An 18,878-nucleotide genomic window follows, 5' to 3' on the forward strand; every position below is an offset into this window, starting at 1 on the left:
TGAAACGCTCCCGGATCAGACGCCACTGGGCGTTCTCGGCCGGAGCCATCGTGCGGGTCTCTCCGGAGGCAAGATTGTTCTCAATGCTCATGACGCCCTCGCACGGATTCTTGGATCGATCAGACCGCAGCCGATATCGACGAGCGCGTTGGCGAGGATCACCGTCGCCGCCACCGCCAGAACACCGAACTGCAGCATGGGGAAGTCGCGTTGCATCACCGCCGCGACCAGCAGGCGACCGGCGCCCGGCCAGGCGAACACCACCTCGACCACCACGGCGCCGCCGATCAGCGTGCCGATCTGCAATCCGACGACGGTGAGCACCGGCAGCATCGCATTGCGCAGCGCGTGCTTGACGATCACCTTGGCCGGCGGCAAGCCCTTGGCACGCACGAAGCGGATATAGTCCTGGCCGAGCACGTCGAGGAGGCTGCTGCGCGTCAGCCTTGAGATGCTGGCGATACTGGAAACGCCGAGCGTCAGCACCGGCATGACATAGTGCGCCCAAGTTCCGGTTCCGCCGCTCGGCACCAGCCGCAGCGACAGGCTGAAGACCAGGATGAGCACGATCCCGACCACGAAGTTCGGTACCGCCTGGCCGATGAAACTGAGCGTCATCAGCCCGCGATCGATGGGACTGTTCAGCCTGACGGCCGCGATCGTGCCGAGCGGCAATCCAATCAGGACAGAAAGCAGCAGCGCCGGAAGCGTAAGGTTGATCGTCGCCGGCAGGCGTTCGAGATACATTTCGGCGACGGGCCGGCCGCTGAAGAAGCTTCGTCCGAAGTCGCCCTGCGCCAGCCCGGCGAGATAGTCGCCATATTGCGCCATTACCGGGCGGTCGAGACCCAGCCGCTCACGCAGCACTTGCCGCTGGGCCTCCGGCGTGTCGGGCGGCAGGATATGGTAGGTCGGATCGCCGCTTAGACGCGTGGCGACGAATCCGACCGTGACGACGATCCAGAGCGTGAGTGCGGCTCGCAGGGCGCGGTGCAGTACGAACATCATGACCGCTTCTGCCCGCATGTCCGTTTGTGCTGACATTCGACGGCGATCGCACAACGGAGCGGGATCTCCGCCAACGTGCTCTTTGGCGCCACCCCCATTGCACTTGCATGCCGAACTCTCTTCATGAGCCATTCCTCATCCTTGACCGTTTCTGCTCGATAACGTGGTTATGTTACCGTTTTTTGACACTGACACTGACCATTCACCGGAAGCACCAAGAAGTGAGTGGTTCCACTTGACGAACTCGGGCATAAACGGTCATACAATTGAACAATGAAGCACGCGGCACCTGTGCCGTTTTAGGGAGAAGCCAATGAGCAACCTGTCGCGGAACTTCGCTACGGAACCGGCGCCATCAGCCAGCATGGCTGAAGCGGGAACGCTTCTCGCGGCAAGCCGGCATCGTCAGATCCTCGACCTGCTTAGCGCTCGCCAGGAGCTCCAGGTCGCCACTCTTTCCAGCGAGCTGCAGGTCTCGGTGGAGACGATCCGGCGCGATCTGAGGATGCTCGAGGAAACCGGCAAGCTCAAACGCGTGCACGGCGGCGCGGTGCTGCTGCGCCCCAATGAAGAGCTCCCCTATTCCACCCGGATTGAATCGCTACGGGAAGAAAAGGAGCGCATCGCGCAGATCTGCATGGATCATCTGGATCTTCGGGAAGACCAGCTCGTATTCGTCGGAGGAGGGTCGACGACGCTTCCCTTGGCGCGCAAGCTCGCCAGGGCGCCAAGAATGCGTTTCGTCACCAATGCCATCGACGTCGCCTCCGCACTTGCCGCAACCGGACAGCACGACGTGGTCCTGACCGGTGGACGGCTTGTCGCGGACAACGAACTTCTGGCCGGATACGACACCCTGTACGCGGTCAGCAGACGACGGTTCGACCTGGTTGTCACCGGCACCAACGCCATTGATCCCGGTCTCGGTTTTCTGGAGTACGAAGAGCCCGAAGCCCACCTGCACCAGGCGCTCGCCCAACGCTCACAGCGATACGTGATTGTCGCCGACCACACCAAATTCGGCAGATCGGCCAGCTATGCCTCGTTTCCGCTGAACACTGTGGAGATGATCGTCACCGATGTCGCTCCGGCCGCGGAATTTCGGGACGCATTCGAAGGAGCCGGCGTCCGCGCCCTGTGGTGACAACATGCGCGGAAGAGCTCCAAATTCGAGTTTCTTGGACACGGCAGCTCCCCGAGGCAAACAGCAGAGGCGCTGCATGCGGTCAAGAACAGAATAGTTCAGGAGACTGCCACTATCAGGAGAGAAAATTCCACGTCGGGACTCAGTAGATCGACTGTGGGATTCATCCGCTGCAATTTTCATGATTACCCGAGCTTGCCTGTTCCGCCGCGTGGGCTGCGCCCGGATGGGCAAATGCCGGCGAGCATCGGCGACGAGCAGGCCGAGCAGGACGGATTGGAATACTTGGGGAATTCGCTGTGCCGACACGCGAGCCGACCGCCCTGCTATGTGCTCGGATGGAAGGGGTGCTGCTCCAAACAAGAGCCGACCCTGCTTCGGCACAACATCGCTTGAACAGGAGCGATTGCGTCGAAAGCGGGCTCCTCCGGTAGCCCCATAGATCAGGCGGTCTCTGGCACTTTCGTTCGAGGGCCGGTGCCGCAATCTTCGCCACCATGGTCGCGCTCATCGAACGATGGGGGTTCGCGACACGTTCGTCCCTGCGGCCGACGTGATTGGGGCTGCAAGTCCCTTCAGAACAAGCAGGTTTCGCGCGCCGTAAGCTTGCTATGCCCCAGAAACCATCAGTGGAATGGGTAGGGCAGAATTTGCCTGATCAAGGATGTCGAACGTGTATCTGCCGTCCGGACCAACGCTGACCGAGTAGCTCAGCCTGTCGCGAATGTGATTGCTCTCGTCGAACGTGAGCACCTTCGGCTTTAGCGAGATGATCCGGCTTTCGTCGAGATAGACGGAGTTGCAGATGATGATCTGGTCACCGGGCTGGCAGGTGCGCGCCGCGGCGCCGTTGAGGATGCAGCACCTTGAGCCGCGTTCACCAAGGATGACGTAGGTCGAGATCCGAGCGCCGGAATTCTTGTTCCAGATCTCGACAAACTCCATCGGCAGAATGCCGGCTTCCTCGCAATGGTCCGGGTCCAGCGTGATTGACCCATGATAGTTGAGGTTTGCCTCGGTCACGTAGATGCCATGCAGTTTGCCTGCGACCAGCTTTCTCATTGTCTCTCACCGAAATTTAATCGCCGCTTCATTAGCGAAAAGCTCGCCGGACTGGAAGGGTTCAATCGGCATAAAGATTGACTCGCGAACCGGAGCGAACCAATTGCGCCAAGCGTACGGACGATGCGGGAGCATCCTTCAAGGCTGCCAAGCGAGTGAACGCGCTGGCACTCCCAGACCGTCGGCGGGGCTTTCCTCGCCGCAACGCGTTGGCTTTTCGATGATGCGGTCCCGCTAGGAGATGTCGAATCGCGCGAGCATCTTCTTGAGCCGCGCATTCTGGACAAAAAGCTGTTCAGCCAACAGCCTCTTCAGCCGCTTGTTGTCTGCGTCGAGCGCGTCAAGCTCGTCAAGCGAGATCGAGTCCTTGACAGCCCCGGTTTGCGCGTTCGCCCGGGCAGGGGCACGTTTGGTGCGCTTTCTAGGAGTCCCTGTTGATGTTGTCCGAGGCTGCGATATTGGCTGGCTGTCCTCAACTTGCGCAGCAATTTCGATCGCAGCCGGACCTTCGACCTCATGCTGCTTCGGCATTTCAGCCTCAACCCCGTCGGGCAACGGTGTCGCTCCTCGTGCAATGTCGACATCGTCGGTGTGCTCGCTGGCAGAACCTGCTTTTGTCGGATCGGCCGGCGCGGTTTCGGCTGAGCCAGGTACTCCAGGTGCCTCATTTGAAGTGAACAGATGCGGCACCTTCTCTTCCACTTCGCGGGCCAAAGTCTTGAAGTCTGTGTCTCCCCAGATTGAGTTCGCCCGCGCCTTTGGCTGTCGTCGCCCCGACTTGAATTCAACAACGAATCTCCGCTCTGGTGTTCTCATCCACTCTCGATCCCAAGCAACCTGAAAAGACGACGCCGATCGGCGCAACTACGTTCTGCTCGCGGTAAATACAGTTCCTCCCGGCGCGCTGCAACTACTCGCGCGAGGTGCCAACTTCATGGCGAAGCGCCTTCGTTCGGAGGGGGAGCACTCACGTGATGCCGCTCAGAGGACGGACCGTGAGGCGAGCTCGCGATTAACACTGGCCCCGGCACAATCCGTGCCTCAATCTAGGCCGAGCCTCTTGCGCAGTTCGGCATTTTCCGCGCGCAGCTTTTCCGCCAGAAGCTTGCGGAGCCTCTGGTTTTCCGCTTCGAGCTGGACAAGATCTGCCAGCTCGTCGCCGGTCGGAACAGACCCCTCGGCCTGTTGCTCGACGGGCTTTGCCGTGCGTTTCCACTGATAGTAGGTTTGCTCCGATATGCCGGCGCTCTTGATGGCGTCCTTGAGTGTGCTTTTGCCTTCGTTGACTTGCGTCTCGATCAGCTTGAGCTTCTCGTTTCTTTCTTGCTCGCTATACCGCCTGGGTTTCGCCGCTTTTGAGGGAGCTGGTTCAGCAGCCGCCTTCTGACGCCGTGGCGATTTCGGCTTCTTGGCTGTTGGTACTTTCACCTCTGTGACCGCCTCTGGATCCGCAGTCACCGGTCCAGCATTACTCTCGTCCGCCATCCTATATTCTCCCCGTTAATGGGCGTCTTTCTCAGTCCAGTGAACACCAGAGTCAAAAGGATCGTCAAACTCCGACTTTTCGCAGGGGTTGATCGTCAAGTGCCCGGCGCGAGACTGGCGGTGATGGAGCTTGGGTTCTGGGGGCTTGTCAGGGCGTTGTTCCCAAAGGGCACACTCGCTTCATATCTTGTTCACGATTGCTACCGCAGAGTGTTGACAGGGCGCGGATGCGCGCTTTCGCTTTAGGGACGGCTGAGTTCCGCTCCGAATTCCACAGAGCCGCCGTCGCCAGCATTTCTTCAAAAATGGGTCGTTCGAAGCGCATGGAAAAAACGCGTCTCAAGTCGCCGGAGCAATTCACCGGGTTTGATCGCGAGCTCGAGGTTATTCTCGACGCCGTCCCCCAGCCGATCATCATCAAGGACGAGCTTTCTCGCTTCCGCTTCCTGAACAGTGCCGCGTGTGCCCTTGTCGGCAGAGCGCGCAGCGATCTGATTGGCCGCACGGATTACGATATTCTATCGGCAGCAGAGGCGGATCGTATTCGCGAGATCGACAAGCATGTGCTCAGAACGGGCGCTGAGCTTACTTTCGAGGAAGACATCACCCTACCAGATGGAGCGGTCAGGAACCTTGCGACCCAGAAACGCCGAGCTGAACTCGAAAGCGGCGGCGCGAAGGAGAGGCTGGTCGTCGCAACAATCCTGGACGTGACTGCCTGTCGCAAGGCAGAGATGGAGCTCCGCATCAGCGAAGAGCATTATCGGTCATTGATCGAGCTGCATCCTCAGGTCCCGTGGACGGCAAATCCGTCCGGAGAGGTTCTCGAGGTCGGTCCGCGGTGGAAAGACATCACCGGCTTCGAAGCCGCCGATGCGCTGAAGAGAGCGGGAGCGATACACCCCGATGACCTCGATGAGTTGCAGCGGCTGTGGTCGAGATCGCTCTCAACGGGGGAGCCGCTAGACGTCGAGTTCCGCCTGGCGACCGCAGAGGGATGCTATCGTTGGTTCCGCAGTCGTGCTGCCGCACGAAAGACGGAAGACGGTACGATCGTTCGATGGTACGGGATCGTCGAAAATGTCGATGATCGCCGCAGAGCGTTGGAGGCCGTCAAGGAGAGCGAGTCGCGGTTCAGGGCTATCGCCGACGATGCGCCGGTGATGATATGGGTGACTGATGCAAGCGGTGCGGCCACTTACCACAGCCGTCTATGGCTCGAAATGACCGGGCAGACGGCCGAAGAGGCCCGCGGTTTCGGATGGGCCAAGGCCATTCACCCGGACGACCGTCAAAAGGTCGAATGCGGATTTGACGCGGCGTCGCGCCTCCGAGAACCCGTCCGGGTAGAATACCGTCTTCGCCGCACCGACGGCAGCTTGGCCTCAGTCATTGATATTGGACAGCCACGCTTTACCTCGGACGGCGGGTTTCTCGGCTATGTTGGCATAGCGCTGGACATCACCGAGCTTCGCAACGCGGAACAAGAACGCTTTCTGGCGCAGAAGCAAATGCATCACATGGCGCGACACGATGCGCTGACCGGATTGCCGAATCGTCAGTTCCTCCGCGAGGAGTTCGAACGCACTTCGGATAAGATCGCGCCGAGCACGAAAGTCGCGATTCTCTGTGTTGTTCTGAATGGCCTTAAGGCGGTCAACGACGCCTATGGTCGAGCCACCGGCGACCTGCTGCTGCGTCGGGTGGCTGAGCGGCTGCGCAATTGTGTCAAGCAATCCGACATGCTCTGCCGACTGGGCGGCGACGAATTCGTCGTCTGGCGCACCGGCATCAACAGCAGTGACGAAGCGCATAACCTGGCGCAGCAGCTTATCGATGCCGCTGAACTGCCGTATGAGCTAGTGGGAACGCAGGTGGATCCTGGAGTGATTGTCGGGCTTGCGACTGCCCCGATAGGTGACCAATCGGTGGACGGGCTTATCCAGGCTGCCGACATAGCGCTTGATCAAGCCAAAGCCGGCGGACGCGGCACCTACGTGGAGTATCAGCCGGGCATGGACGCTCATCTCCAGACAAGAGAGCAGATGAAGGTTTCCCTTCGGCGCGCCCTTGTCAATGGCGAGCTGGAAGTCCACTACCAGCCGCTGGTCAACCTCCATACCGGCCGCATCACCACCTGTGAGGCGCTCGTGCGATGGACGCATCCGGAAAGAGGCCCTGTATCCCCAGCCGAATTCATTCCCGTCGCCGAGGAAACCGGACTGATCGCTCCGCTCGGCGACTGGATTCTCCGCCAGGCCTGCATGGAGGCAGCGAAGTGGCCGCCGCATGTCAGCGTGGCGGTGAACCTGTCTCCCCTGCAATTCAGGAACCGGCGGCTCGCTGCAGACGTTCGCGACATCGTCGGCGAAACCGGATTGGCCCCCTCACGACTGCAACTTGAAGTGACCGAGTCCGTGTTGCTCGACGAGAGCGACAACAACCTACGTCTGCTTCAGGCGATGCGAGAGCTTGGCGTCAAGCTGGCGATGGACGATTTCGGGACTGGCTTTTCGTCGCTCAGTTATCTCAGGAGCTTCCGTTTCGACAAGATCAAGGTCGATCGCAGCTTCATTTCCGATCTGCCGGCAGGCAGGGAATCCTTGGCGATTATCCGAGCGGTCGCCGGAATTGGTCGCACGCTGGCAATCACAACGACCGTCGAAGGGGTGGAGACGGAGGCACAGCTCGAAGCCGTCAAAGCTGAGGGATTCGATGAGGCGCAAGGCTACCTGTTTGCACGCCCCATGCCCGCTGGGCAGATCTTGGAGGTGATTGAGGCGCGCACCTGACATCTGATTACTGAGTCATCGAATTTTTTCAACGTGCTGCATCCCGGCCCGGAGCGTGGCGTCTTTAGCAAAGCGGCGGCGCGCTTTCCCGTCCGCGGAAGAGGATTGCAGGCTCTGCTCATGGCGGTCTGGCGACGCAAACCCAATGACAAAGTGCTGATCCACTCGGATCAGGGCTCGCAGTTCACCAGCATGGACTGGGCCTCGTTCCTCAGGCACCACAATCTGGTTCACTCGATGAGCCGACGCGGCAACTGCCATGACAATGCGGTGGCCGAGAGCTTCTTCAATCTTCTGAAGCGAGAGCGGATACGTCGCAGGGTCTACCGTTCACGTGATGAAGCTCGCAAGGACGTGTTCGACTACATCGAAATGTTCTACAAACCGAAACGCAAACACGTCAGGAACGGGATGCTGTCACCCGTCGAGTTCGAGAACCAGCAGAAAATCTAACCCGAGGGTGTCTACGAAACTCGGGGCTATTCACCTTGCCCTGGCGAGTCGCCCATTTGTGGTTTCTGAGGAAATATGTGAACGAAAAATCGACTTTGGGGGATTCGCCCGTCGCAATTTTCCGCTATGGTTGCGCTTCGAGCCCCTGTTTCCGCCGCATGAACTGCGCCCGAATGCGCGCGGGATGCAGGCAAATCAGCGTTTTGCGCCGGAGTTCACCATGATGCCCGGGAATTCGCATTCACAGATCAGGGCATCGAGCCCAGTCTTTGCCCGGAACGGATTGGCCCGTTCGTCGGCAAGGATGGCGTTGTGGCAAGACAGAAGGGCATGGCCGCAAAGCAGGTTCGGGTGGTTCTTCAACCCTCCGCGACCATGCCGGTTTACGATCCGTCGAAACCGGATCCCCGCCTTCGCGATTTCGTGCGGCTTCTCGCTCGACAAGCCGCCCGCAAATTTGTCGAAGCCGAACGGGAGAGCGCGTCCCGCGATCGTCTCCCAGACTAGGGAGACCGCCGCATGAAGGTCGCGCTCTACGCCCGCTACTCCTCCGACAATCAACGCGACGCCTCGATCGAGGATCAGCTGCGTGTTTGCCGCGCCCGCGCCGAGCGCGAGGGCTGGACGGTGGTCGACAGCTATTCCGACCGCGCGATTTCCGGAGCATCGCTGCTTAGGCCTGGTGTGCAGGATCTGATCGCCGACGGCCTCAAGCGCAGGTTCGACCTTGTCCTGACGGAGTCGCTGGACCGTTTGTCACGCGACCAGGAGGACATTGCCGGCTTTTATAAACGCATGCGCTTTGCCGGCGTCGGCATCGTCACCCTCTCGGAGGGTGAAGTCACCGAACTGCATATCGGCCTCAAGGGCACGATGGGCGCGCTCTATCTGAAAGACCTCGCCGACAAGACGCGCCGGGGCCTGCGCGGACGGGTTGAGGACGGTAAATCGGGTGGTGGCCTCTGCTACGGCTACGACGTCGTCCGCCAGTTCGACTCTTCCGGCGAAGCCAGTCGCGGCGAGCGCACGATCAACGAAGCCGAGGCCAATATCGTCCGCCGGATTTTCGTGGACTACCTTGCCGGCAAGTCGTCGCGCACAATTGCGATGGTGTTGAACAGCGAGGGCGTACCCGGTCCCCAGGGTAGCGAATGGGGACCGTCGACCATCCATGGCAACCCCAAGCGCGGAACCGGCATTCTCAACAATGAACTCTATATCGGCAAGCTCATCTGGAACCGCCTTCGCTACCTCAAGAACCCGGATACAGGCAAGCGCGTGTCGCGGCTCAATCCGGAAAGCGACTGGGTCGTCCAGGATGTGCCGGAGCTCCGTGTCGTCGACCAAAACTTATGGGACGCGGTGAAAGCGCGGCAAGCCCAACTGGCCATGGAACCAGGAACGAAGCCGGGCGACAATCTTCTTCTGAATGACCGCCGGCGCCCGAAGCATCTGTTCACCGGCCTCGTCAAATGCGGCTGCTGCGGTGGCGGCTATTCGATGATATCCAAGGAGATGCTCGGCTGCACCAATGCTCGCACCAAAGGAACCTGCGACAACCGGCTCAACATCCGCCGCGATACGCTCGAGGCGAGCATCCTGAACGGGCTTGATAAGCATCTGATGGAACCGGAGCTCTTCGAGGAGTTCTCCGAGGAATTCACACGGGAAGTGAACAAGGCCCGGATGGAAGCACGTGCATCGCTCGATTCAGCTTCAACAGAGATCAAACGCATTGACCGCGAGCTCGACACACTTCTGGATCTCATTCTGAAAGGCGGCGCCGCAGAACGGATCAACGAGAAGATGGTGGGTCTCGAGAAGCGGAAGAAGGAGCTGTCGTTGATGCTCGAGACGACGGAGGCGCCGCCTCCCCTCCTTCACCCGAACCTTGCCAAGTATTACCACGAGGAGATCGCAGCCCTTCATGATCAGCTTGGCAACGAGGAAACGCAAGGGCGTGCCGCGCAGATGCTGCGCACGCTCGTCGAAAGGATCGAACTGGTGCCCAATGGCGAAGAACTGGCAATCGTGCTGCGTGGCGACCTAGCGGCGATCCTGAAGTTCGCATCGGGCAAGAAGGATCCGGCGTTCCTTGCCGAGGCGGAAGTCCTCGAAGGGTTGCTTCGTAGATCCGCGGATGATGGCGTGCAGAAACGCAAAAAGCCCCGCGGAGGGGGCTTTTGTGGATCGCAGGGATCGTTGGTTGCGGGGGCGGGATTTGATCCTGCCGATGTAACGAATCGCGATATTTGGTTCTTGGCCAACAGACGCTCGTTTACATGGCGGCTTTCTTCTAACTGTTCGGAAATTGGGCGGCGCAAGCGCCTGCGATTTCAGCCACCGATTGATCGCCTTGCAGCGGACTCGCTCACGGTGTCCCTGACAATCACGCCATTTGCATAGAGCTGAACTCTGCCGCAGAGCCGTTCAACCACAGCAGGGTTGTGTGAGGTCAGCAGGCAGGTGAAGCCGAGCTCCCGATGAGCTGTACCGTCGCGATCTGATCTCGTCGACGCAGCGTGACTATTTTGCGGGATCGTGCACGCGATCCGAAGCGGCGCGCGCATCTGCCGACGGATCAGGTGCTCCGTGCCGCACAGATTGTCCATCTCTTCACGATCGACGACGATCGCGTTGATGAGGCAATCCGGGTCGCCGTTACGAGCCAGTCGACCCGCAACCGGATTACGCCAAAGCTGATGAATGAGCTGGCGACGGCGTTGATCCTTAGGGCCTAGCGGATGAACCCGCCAAGGTCGATCAGATCAGGCGCTATCTTCGTCATGCCTTTGGCAAGTCCACGCATCGGGCAAAGTGGCAGGCAACAGGAAGGACCAACGATCAGTTGATCCAGGCGGCCTCTCGGAAGTCCGCGAAGCCATCGCGTCGGGCACTACGGAAGATTTCGGGCCCTCGTCGCTGGAACTGGCGGTGCGCGCGTCTTATCCTCTGATTGTTTGCGGACGCCTGAACGCGGATCGTGGATCGTCAGGCAACGAGCAGCCCGATCACCGTAAGCGACAAGGAGACCCCGTCTAGCAGCATCGGGGTTGGGTAAGGTATGGCGGAGAGACGATTTCACCGAGTGTGAGCATCTATGTCTGCGCCTATAGCTAGCCCTAGAACGATCCATATGATTGAGGCTGTGCCGGAACGCCTTGAGGGTTCACCTCGTCAGTTGCGGCGTTTTTGGTCGGTCGAGGAGGCGTCCAGGCCGGGAGCGAACATTTCGGCGGTTGCTCGACGGATCGGTATTCTGCCTTCGCAGCTCTTTCGATGGCGACGGGAGCTTAGTGGAGATGGTGAGCAAAGCTCTGCTCTGGCGAAAGAACAGCAGCCGAAATCTGCGGCAATTAAGGAACGCGTTGTCGAGGTCGTCATTGGCGACATTGTCGTGCGCGCCGGCGCGGACGTCGACGAGGCGCACTTGCAGCGGGTGATCCGAGCGGTGCGATCGGCATGATCCCCTCCGGCGTGAAGGTGTTCCTCGCCAGTCATCCTGTCGACTTCCGCAACTATGCGGCGACCATGATTATGCGGAGCCGGAGACGCTGATGGCGCATTGTCGGGCTTTTCAACATCCATCGACTCCGCATAATGCAGAGCGTTTTTAGCGTGGCGTCGCGGGTATCGACGTTGAGGAGCGCATCGAGCTTGACAGCGACGGTGCGCTAAAAACGTGTTGGACTGAGCCGCGGGCGCGACCAGGTTCTATGGGGATTGAATCTGCCCCCTCCCGGGAAGGGGCATCATGGGGCGGTGTTGACGCAGCGGTTGCGGGAACGCGGTGGGCGAAAGCAACGCCGATTCCAGAGTCGAAAAGGGTAACGACGACCGCTGTCGCCTGCCGGGTGGGGCGGGCGGGCGCGACGGCACGCACCTACTCGGGACCGACCGGTTTCCGGTGGAACGGTGCGATGGTGACGATGAAGGCGGCGCGCTTCTTTCATGACGTGTCCCAGCATCGCGGCGGTCCGCTGACGCCGTCGAAGGTCTCGATGGTGATCATCTGGCCTTGACGACAGGCCGGGCATTGCCTGAGGGAACAGCCGGTAAGTTCCTCGTAGCGGTCGCGGTAGTCCTTCGGAGCCTGGCTCGGTGATGGCGCGGGTACCGGCATGCCGAGCAGGTCGCGGCAATGGGCAAGCTTTTGTTCACGGTAGCGATTGCCGAGGAAACCGTAATAGCGGATCCGATGGAAGCCCTCGGGCAGGAGGTGCAGCAGAAAGCGGCGGATGAATTCGTCGGCGGAGACGGTCATGACCTTTTGCCGATCGCCGTGGCGATAATCCTTCCAGCGGAAGCGCACCACGCCATCCTCGATGTTGACGAGGCGGTTGTTGGATATGGCGACACGATGCGTGTAGCGGCCGACGTAATCGAGCACCTGTTCGGGTCCGGCGAAGGGCGGCTTGGCGTAGACCACCCAGTCGGTCTTTCGCAGCGGCGCCAGATAGCGCCGGAAAGCGTTGCGGTCGCTCAAGGCCTGCAAGTCGGAGAAGAACTGCAGCTTGCCCGCGTCGAAGGCCTTCTCCAGGAGCGGCAGGAACAAGCGGCGGAACAGGCGTGAGAGCACGCGGACCGGCAGGAAGAAGCCCGGCTTGCAGGCGATCCATCGCGTGCCGTCCGGCGAAAACCCGCCCCCCGGGACGACGCAGTGCAGATGGGGATGGTGCAGCAGATTTTGCCCCCAGGTGTGCAGAACGGCGAAGAAGCCGATCTCGGCGCCGAGATGTTTGGGATCGGCGGCGATGGTGCGCAGCGTCTCGGCGGTGGCGCGGAACAGCAGTCCGTAGACGAGCGCCTTGTTCTGGTAGGCGATGGCGGCAATGGCCTCCGGCAGCGTGAAGACGACGTGAAAGTACTGGGTGTCGAGCAGCTCGGCGCGACGATCCTCCAGCCATTGCGCCCGGGCCAGCGATTGGCAGCGGGGACAATGCCTGTCGCGGCAGCTGTTGAAGGCGATGCGCCGGTGGCCGCATTGATCGCACGCTTCGACGTGCGCGGCGGTGCGGCACAATTCGATCGCCGTCATGACACGGCGCGGAGCGGTCGACAGCGATGTGTGCTGGGCACGATAGGCCTCACCGTAGCGACGGAAGATGTCCGCCACTTCCGGCCCCGAACGGACCATCGGGAGCTCAGAAATACTCAGGCTTGGTAGGCGGCGGGGTGGGCGCTGGATGTGGCAGCAGCTCGAAAGGGCTCGAGGTGGCGCAGACCTTGTTGGTGGCGATGCGCAGGTAATGGGCGGTGGTTGCGAGGCTGCGGTGACCGAGCAGCAACTGGATGGTGCGCACGTCGGCGCCGGCCTCGAGGAGATGAACGGCGAAGGCGTGCCTCAAGCTGTGCGGTGTCACCGGTTTGGACAAGCCGGAAAGATCGTGCGCTTTTGCGCAGGCTTGCCCAACTGCATCCGGCTGATCGGATGGCCGGTGCGATCGCCAGGGAAGAGCCACGCCTCTGGCCGCCGCATCCTCCAATAGTTGCGCAGGATCTCCAGGAGCTTGGGCGACAGCATCACATAGCGGTCCTTCTGGCCTTTGCCCTGCTCGACACGGACGACCATTCTCCGGCTGTCGATATCCGTGGGCTTCAGCTGCACCGCTTCCGAGATGCGCAGGCCGGCGGCATAGCACGTCGTCAGGATGGCATGGTGTTTGAGATCGGCCACGCAGCCGAGAAAGTGCTGTACTTCATCCGGACTGAGGATGACCGGCAGCTTCTGCGGCTTCTTGGGAAGCGGCAAGACCTCTGCAGGCAGCCAGTCCCTCTCGAGCGTGACGCTGAAGAAAAAGCGCAGCGCCGAAATGGCGATATGGATTGAGTTAGGCGCCAGCTTCTTCTCGTTGGCCAGATAGACCTGATAGGTTCGAATATCCTCGCGGCCGAGCAAGTCCGGCGCTTTGCCGAAGTATCGTGCAAACAGCGAGACCTGCCGCAGATATGAGAGCTGGGTATTGAGCGAAAAATTGCGCACCTCTGCATGTCCTCGCTCATGCGCTGGCGAAGTGGGGTCACGACGAGCTCCTCTGTCTGATGGAATAGGCTGCTGAACAGCCGTCTCATCCTCTCGCAGTTGGGGCTCCTACTGAATACCTGACCTCCTTCCCGCTCCGGCGTAGCGCAGCGGGTTAGTCCAACAATGCACTATCGTGTGGCAAGCATCGCGATTAGTTTATCCGGCGGGCAAAATTTGCCTGGCTTGATGCCGAGCGGCGCCAAAGCGTCGAGCATCTCGAGTTTTTCGGCCGGCCCGGTTCGCTCGCGCCACTCGCGGACAACATTACGGATCCGGGCTGCATCATAGTCGAGGGTCGCCGTGCCGAGCTCTGGTAAAAGCTTTTGCAGGTGGCGAAGGTGACGGGCGATCGTTCGTTCCGACAGTCCCCGGTGGACGCGCAACCAGCTCTGATAGTCGTCAAGCAGGGGATATGGCGACGCGACCTTCAAGGGTGGACGCGCGACACCTGTCCTTTGCAGGAAAACAACGAACCTCCCGGCGCGGCGCGAATATTTTGGTGAGATGCGCAGCCACTGCCGCCCACCAGGACATCGACACCGATGTTCGGCAAAGCGACGAACGACATCGTCATCGATGACGTCGATTGAGATACCTGCGCTACCAAGCCAAGTCGCGAAATGACGAGCCGAGGCCGTGTAGCCCTCAATGGTCAGCGGCGTATATCTCTGAGCGGCAAGGTCGGCCGCGAACTGATAGATCCATGACGACAACGGTCCTGGATCGAGGAACCAGTGATTACGATTATTGGCATCCATCTTTGCTCTCCTCACAACGTGAACCCATCGTGAGGGAGCATAGTTATGTGGAGCGATCGCGCGCGCTCGATCTATCTAAACATTTGTGAAGACGACATAATCCATAGATCGGCAATGACAACTTCGCATAATCATGGTCGCCGCATAGTTGCGGAAGTCGACCGGATGACTGGCGAGGAACACCTTCACGCCGGAGGGGATCATGCCGAACGGACCGCCCGGATTACCCGCTGCAAGTGCGCCTCCTCGACATCTGCGCCGGCGCGCACGACAATGTCGCCAAGGACAACCTCGATCACCGGGGCAGCCGCGCGCGCCGTCGCCACTTCGCCAGCCGAATGCTGCGGGGAGGCATCGTTCCGAGCGTCACGACGCCAGGCGAAGAGCTGGGAGGGATGAATGCCGATCCGATGGGCGATCGCCGATACGCTTGCGCCGGGCTCCAATGCCTCTGCCACCGCCTGAGCCTTGAACTCATCCGACCAGCGCCGGCGCAATTGCCGTGGAGCGCCCTCAAGTCGCTCGGCGACCGCTTCGATCATATGGAAGGTTCTAGTTCCAGAACTAGGCGCAGACATAGAAGCTCACTTCGGCTCACAACGTGCGCTATCGATATCCGACCGCTAACCCCCTACGCCAGACGGGGTCCCCTTGCCGCTTACCATCGAAACCTACCGATCCTCGAATATCTCTGGCCTACGGAGACCACCGTTAGGTTCTCTTCCGGCACAGTCCGAACCGGCCCCCTCTTGCGCGCGACGATTAAGGACAGACGAATCGATTACGATCACCAAACGATTAGAGAGAATGACGGACCCATACATTTGGTTCGACATAAATTCCAAGGTCTTGCTCCATTGAAATCAGCACAGGAACCAGTGCCCCTTCGACATTTATCATGCCCGAATCTTGAATCGTTGCTTCTGTCCACTGTGACCATTCGGCGACCGTCCCGACAATGGTCATGGAATAGGAGGCAACCTTGTCTATTTTGCCTCCCGAGTTGGAATGCGCTCGCAACCACGAGTCAAATGGGGAGCCGTCCTCCCGTCGTAATTTAATGTAATCGGACATAGGCATTTGCGGGTAAAGGTGCTTTTGGGTCGGCCGGACGGGGATCGATAATTCGACGAAGCCCATTTTCCTTGCGCATTCCTTTAGGGCGCCGAGCATAGACAGCGCATTCCCAATTCCTCGCGCCTTTGGAGCAAGAGTGACCTCGAGCGCGCTCATCGTAGTCGGCGTTCGATCGATCAGCCTGTCCTCATGAGCCCAGCGAATAACCTGGTCCCACCCACCGTCGGGCAATTCGGTGCGACCTTGGATTCCGAACGCAAAAGGAACACTGAAGGCCCGTCCGACGACCTCATCATCGACAATTGCGGCGAATGCGTAGTCCAGATAGTCCGAGAAAACATTGCTTCCGAAGTAGAGCTTTGTAGTAGGGTCGTGTCGTATGAACTCAGGCCATACATCGTTCAAATCCTTCGAAAACACTGCGGGGATGAGGTCCGGTCGCGCCCGCAATGAGAAAATCTCAAGCTTCACGTTGCACTCCTTTATGGGTGGTCAAGGCTGTTGTGAACCGGCTAGTTATTTCGAAAGGAAAGCAGCTTTGTCGAACGCCAGAAGCCCTTGTTCGATAAGGGAAGCGACACCGCGATCTCCTTCCTCAACAGCCTTCACGATTAACCGCGCACTGAGGGATAGTCGCAACGCCGCAACGCTGGTGCCTTGCAATTCACCGCACGAGACCGGCTGTCCCAGTTCACATCGAAAGGAGGATATCGGTTGGTCTGCTCTGCCTGCTCCTGGGCCGATTTCCACTTTCATCTGATGATAGATTTTCTTGGTCTTTTCAGTGGACAGTGGAGTTCGTTTCCCTTTCCGATCAATATCGAATAGCAAAAAGGGGAAGATTGTCTGGACTTGATCCCAGGTTGTGCCTTCCGCGAAGGGCCGACGCTGCAAAGATGGTTGTTCTAGGAGATCAAATTGTTGAGTATGGCCCAGTGCGGAGACGATCGCATCGTGAAAAGCATGCACGACCGTTTCGACGTCTTGCTCTGGAATGTTACGAAAAGCGCGCAGGTCTGCGAGGGCAGCGTCCCATCGCAGAAGCAATCCGAAGTTACTCGAATTGGGGAGTGATCGAATACCATTCCAATGCTGCGGCCATTCTGATTGGAGGCTGGTAATACCAAGTGCGGGATTCACGGACTGCGTCATCAACCGACAGGCTGCTGCCTCTGGTACCAACAACATTGCTGAAAAAGCGGGACCGTTTACGAACTTGGATCCGGTGATGACCACAAAACAATTTGCGGTGAGGTAACTTTGTAGCGTGGATGGCGCCAGCCGGAATTGAGATGCATCGACAAGAATTTCGATGACGTCAGGCCAACGACGCTTTAGATCCAGCGCTCGTCTTGGACATGGAGCGAGTATTCCGGTCTTGGAAACATCGGTCAATGTTATCAAGATGCGGTCGTATCGCGCCACAGCGGTCGTGACCATCGCTTCAAGTTCGTCATCGATGACGGCTATTGATCGCAGGCTACTATCCGTGGCGCGAATATCAATCAGTTCAACATCAATGGTTTTAGTGAGATTGATTTTCGTTCCCTTCAAAGCCACCGCAATCCCGCTTCCTGTTTCGGTCGATTGGACCATAATTGCGAGTGTTCCAATCTTTGCGCTCTCGTCCACCAGTCGCGCCGCAACCATGTGAGCGTCAGTGCCCGATGGGGACACGATCATTTCAAGTCCTCGGAGGTTTGTCAGCCCGCAGAGATCAGCGAATTCGCTGCGCAATCTGGATATCTCCTCCAAGTAAATTTCTGCCGGTTCTCTAGTTTGCAAGGCCTCCAATAGCCTGATCCTAACCTCGTCGGCAGCATTGAAACCGGCTTCGGAGATCGTGGATGCTGTCGCAGAACCAAATGCGATTAATCCGCTGTCCGGTATCGTACGGCACCCGTATTTATTGGTCATTGCTCTTCGGTCTAACTCAATTCGCTCGTCGCCTCCCTTGGCGAGCAGCTCATAGGTGGATGGAAGATAAGTGTCGTGTCGAAGTGGGTTAGTCATTAGGCTAAATCCCTCGCTTAGCTGTTGCTAAGGATGCTTCGGCGTCAGCTCCTAAGGCCGTCGATAGAAAAACGGCCAGTACCCGGCGGTTTTTCCGATCGCTCATCAGGGTCACATGATCGCCGGGAACCGGCACGGCGTGAATGGCAGTGACATCTAAGACCCGGTCCCAACCGCGCAAAGGTGACTCGTCTTCCGTACCCATCGGATCCTCGGTTCGCACGCGTCGGCCCATCGTAGCCTCGATGGCATAAAATTGATGTATCTCGACTGGCAAAACAGGAACGTCATATGACTGCAGCGCTCGGTGAAACCGCGCGTACATCGATGCCGTATCGTAGAGTTCGTGTGCTTGCTTTATTGCACCTATTTGCTGTGCCTTCTGAAGCAATTCAATAAGTGAGCATTCGCTGGCAATACGTTCCAAGAAGTAGAAGCGTTCATCATCTAGTGTCTCGAGCGGCTCAAAGATCATTTCTAACGCCACTTGGGCATCCGACTTGCTTCGTGGTTTTGCAGGAAGGCTAACATCGATGAAAGCCATGAAGGGTACAGCTTCATCGATGCTAAGTAAGTGCTCTGCAATGGCATAAGCCAGGATTGCCCCTGAGGAATATCCAGCAAGGCGGTACGGACCTTGCGGTTGGATTTTCTTCATAGCCAGAACTACCTGCGCAGCTATCACCTCAAGCGTCGGCGCGTCATTTTCGTTGAACGATGGCCATGGCAGAGCATACACGGGGCAGTCTATTTCCATATCCTTTGCCAGGGATAGAACGTATGAATAATCTCCGTAACCGGTCGGGACAAAGAATACTGGTGGTCGAGATCCCGCCGTGCGAACGGGCAGGACTCCAGGTATGTGACGGAGGTGATCCAATTCAACTTTCGTCGCAAGATCCTTCAGAACAGGCGCTTGGAAGAGATCCGCGGCGCTAAACGTGAGCCCAAGGTTTAGCGCTCGACTCAGTAGCCTGACGGCGAGCAGCGAGTGGCCGCCGAGCTCGAAGAAGTTGTCATGGCGGCCGACCCGCTCGACGCCGAGCAGCTCGGTCCAGATC

Annotated in this window: 15 protein-coding genes and 2 pseudogenes; 6 read left to right on the forward strand and 11 right to left on the reverse strand. The window is 59.0% G+C overall.

What is annotated here, in order from left to right; all coding sequences use genetic code 11:
- Nucleotides 1–87: 87 nt before the first annotated feature.
- Entirely contained in the window at nt 88–1,008 is a 921-nt protein-coding gene (locus QN219_RS31075) for an ABC transporter permease (RefSeq protein ID WP_284004289.1), read from the reverse strand.
- 313 nt (nt 1,009–1,321) lie between these two features.
- Here QN219_RS31075 and QN219_RS31080 point away from each other — a divergent pair, with 313 nt between their 5' ends.
- A complete protein-coding gene (locus tag QN219_RS31080) occupies nt 1,322–2,152 on the forward strand; it encodes a DeoR/GlpR family DNA-binding transcription regulator (RefSeq protein WP_284004290.1) in 831 nt (276 codons plus the stop codon).
- A 609-nt stretch (nt 2,153–2,761) separates the two neighbouring features.
- Here QN219_RS31080 and panD read toward each other — a convergent pair.
- From panD to QN219_RS31095, 3 genes are all read right to left on the reverse strand, one after another.
- Nucleotides 2,762–3,214, reverse strand: coding sequence for an aspartate 1-decarboxylase (gene panD / locus QN219_RS31085; protein ID WP_284004291.1), 453 nt, complete (start codon nt 3,212–3,214; stop codon nt 2,762–2,764).
- Nucleotides 3,215–3,448: 234 nt separating this feature from the next.
- On the reverse strand, nt 3,449–4,030 hold the full coding sequence (locus tag QN219_RS31090) for a hypothetical protein (RefSeq protein WP_284004292.1): 582 nt from the start codon (nt 4,028–4,030) through the stop codon (nt 3,449–3,451).
- 225 nt (nt 4,031–4,255) lie between these two features.
- Nucleotides 4,256–4,699 carry a transposase gene (locus tag QN219_RS31095; protein ID WP_284004294.1) on the reverse strand — a complete coding sequence of 148 codons (444 nt, stop codon included), beginning with the start codon at nt 4,697–4,699 and terminating at the stop codon, nt 4,256–4,258.
- 323 nt (nt 4,700–5,022) lie between these two features.
- On the opposite strand from QN219_RS31095, the gene QN219_RS31100 reads away from it, so the two are divergent.
- The 5 genes and pseudogenes from QN219_RS31100 (at nt 5,023) to QN219_RS34375 (ending at nt 11,410) form a co-directional block, all read left to right on the forward strand.
- Complete coding sequence (locus QN219_RS31100; RefSeq protein WP_284004295.1) at nt 5,023–7,491, forward strand: bifunctional diguanylate cyclase/phosphodiesterase; 2,469 nt, start codon at nt 5,023–5,025, stop codon at nt 7,489–7,491.
- Nucleotides 7,492–7,596: 105 nt separating this feature from the next.
- Nucleotides 7,597–7,944: pseudogene (locus QN219_RS31105) on the forward strand (IS3 family transposase); the annotation flags it as partial.
- A gap of 519 nt (nt 7,945–8,463) precedes the next feature.
- The gene (locus QN219_RS31110) at nt 8,464–10,350 is read left to right on the forward strand and encodes a recombinase family protein (RefSeq protein ID WP_284004296.1); all 1,887 of its coding nucleotides are present in this window, start codon (nt 8,464–8,466) and stop codon (nt 10,348–10,350) included.
- Between the two features lie 116 nt (nt 10,351–10,466).
- Nucleotides 10,467–10,685 carry a hypothetical protein gene (locus QN219_RS31115; RefSeq protein WP_283980141.1) on the forward strand — a complete coding sequence of 73 codons (219 nt, stop codon included), beginning with the start codon at nt 10,467–10,469 and terminating at the stop codon, nt 10,683–10,685.
- A gap of 395 nt (nt 10,686–11,080) precedes the next feature.
- The gene (locus QN219_RS34375) at nt 11,081–11,410 is read left to right on the forward strand and encodes a transposase (protein ID WP_405052294.1); all 330 of its coding nucleotides are present in this window, start codon (nt 11,081–11,083) and stop codon (nt 11,408–11,410) included.
- 483 nt (nt 11,411–11,893) lie between these two features.
- On the opposite strand, the gene QN219_RS31120 is transcribed toward QN219_RS34375, so the two are convergent.
- From QN219_RS31120 to QN219_RS31150, 7 genes and pseudogenes are all read right to left on the reverse strand, one after another.
- On the reverse strand, nt 11,894–13,081 hold the full coding sequence (locus tag QN219_RS31120) for an IS91 family transposase (RefSeq protein WP_284004297.1): 1,188 nt from the start codon (nt 13,079–13,081) through the stop codon (nt 11,894–11,896).
- A 7-nt stretch (nt 13,082–13,088) separates the two neighbouring features.
- Nucleotides 13,089–13,968 (reverse strand): annotated as a pseudogene (locus tag QN219_RS31125) (tyrosine-type recombinase/integrase).
- A gap of 129 nt (nt 13,969–14,097) precedes the next feature.
- Nucleotides 14,098–14,727 carry a hypothetical protein gene (locus tag QN219_RS31130; RefSeq protein WP_284004298.1) on the reverse strand — a complete coding sequence of 210 codons (630 nt, stop codon included), beginning with the start codon at nt 14,725–14,727 and terminating at the stop codon, nt 14,098–14,100.
- Nucleotides 14,728–14,927: 200 nt separating this feature from the next.
- Nucleotides 14,928–15,269 carry a transposase gene (locus QN219_RS31135; protein ID WP_284004299.1) on the reverse strand — a complete coding sequence of 114 codons (342 nt, stop codon included), beginning with the start codon at nt 15,267–15,269 and terminating at the stop codon, nt 14,928–14,930.
- Nucleotides 15,270–15,525: 256 nt separating this feature from the next.
- On the reverse strand, nt 15,526–16,275 hold the full coding sequence (locus tag QN219_RS31140; RefSeq protein WP_405052295.1) for a hypothetical protein: 750 nt from the start codon (nt 16,273–16,275) through the stop codon (nt 15,526–15,528).
- Between the two features lie 45 nt (nt 16,276–16,320).
- A complete protein-coding gene (locus QN219_RS31145; protein WP_284004300.1) occupies nt 16,321–17,817 on the reverse strand; it encodes a hypothetical protein in 1,497 nt (498 codons plus the stop codon).
- A gap of 4 nt (nt 17,818–17,821) precedes the next feature.
- Nucleotides 17,822–18,878, reverse strand: a 1,057-nt coding sequence (locus tag QN219_RS31150) for a thioesterase domain-containing protein (protein ID WP_284004301.1), incomplete at its 5' end; no start/stop codon positions are given.

The sequence above is a fragment of the Sinorhizobium sp. 8-89 genome (assembly GCF_030124325.1).
Classification (GTDB): Bacteria; Pseudomonadota; Alphaproteobacteria; order Rhizobiales; family Rhizobiaceae; genus Sinorhizobium.

Bases quoted from the DNA above. Each gene is read 5' to 3' on its own strand.
- QN219_RS31110 (WP_284004296.1), top strand. From the start codon at position 8,464: ATGAAGGTCGCGCTCTACGCCCGCTACTCCTCCGACAATCAACGCGAC.
- panD (WP_284004291.1), bottom strand. From the start codon at position 3,214: ATGAGAAAGCTGGTCGCAGGCAAACTGCATGGCATCTACGTGACCGAG.
- QN219_RS31135 (WP_284004299.1), bottom strand. From the start codon at position 15,269: ATGATCGAAGCGGTCGCCGAGCGACTTGAGGGCGCTCCACGGCAATTG.
- QN219_RS31145 (WP_284004300.1), bottom strand. From the start codon at position 17,817: ATGACTAACCCACTTCGACACGACACTTATCTTCCATCCACCTATGAG.
- QN219_RS31095 (WP_284004294.1), bottom strand. From the start codon at position 4,699: ATGGCGGACGAGAGTAATGCTGGACCGGTGACTGCGGATCCAGAGGCG.
- QN219_RS31100 (WP_284004295.1), top strand. From the start codon at position 5,023: ATGGAAAAAACGCGTCTCAAGTCGCCGGAGCAATTCACCGGGTTTGAT.
- QN219_RS31075 (WP_284004289.1), bottom strand. From the start codon at position 1,008: ATGATGTTCGTACTGCACCGCGCCCTGCGAGCCGCACTCACGCTCTGG.
- QN219_RS31120 (WP_284004297.1), bottom strand. From the start codon at position 13,081: ATGGTCCGTTCGGGGCCGGAAGTGGCGGACATCTTCCGTCGCTACGGT.
- QN219_RS31080 (WP_284004290.1), top strand. From the start codon at position 1,322: ATGAGCAACCTGTCGCGGAACTTCGCTACGGAACCGGCGCCATCAGCC.
- QN219_RS31130 (WP_284004298.1), bottom strand. From the start codon at position 14,727: ATGGATGCCAATAATCGTAATCACTGGTTCCTCGATCCAGGACCGTTG.
- QN219_RS31090 (WP_284004292.1), bottom strand. From the start codon at position 4,030: ATGAGAACACCAGAGCGGAGATTCGTTGTTGAATTCAAGTCGGGGCGA.
- QN219_RS34375 (WP_405052294.1), top strand. From the start codon at position 11,081: ATGATTGAGGCTGTGCCGGAACGCCTTGAGGGTTCACCTCGTCAGTTG.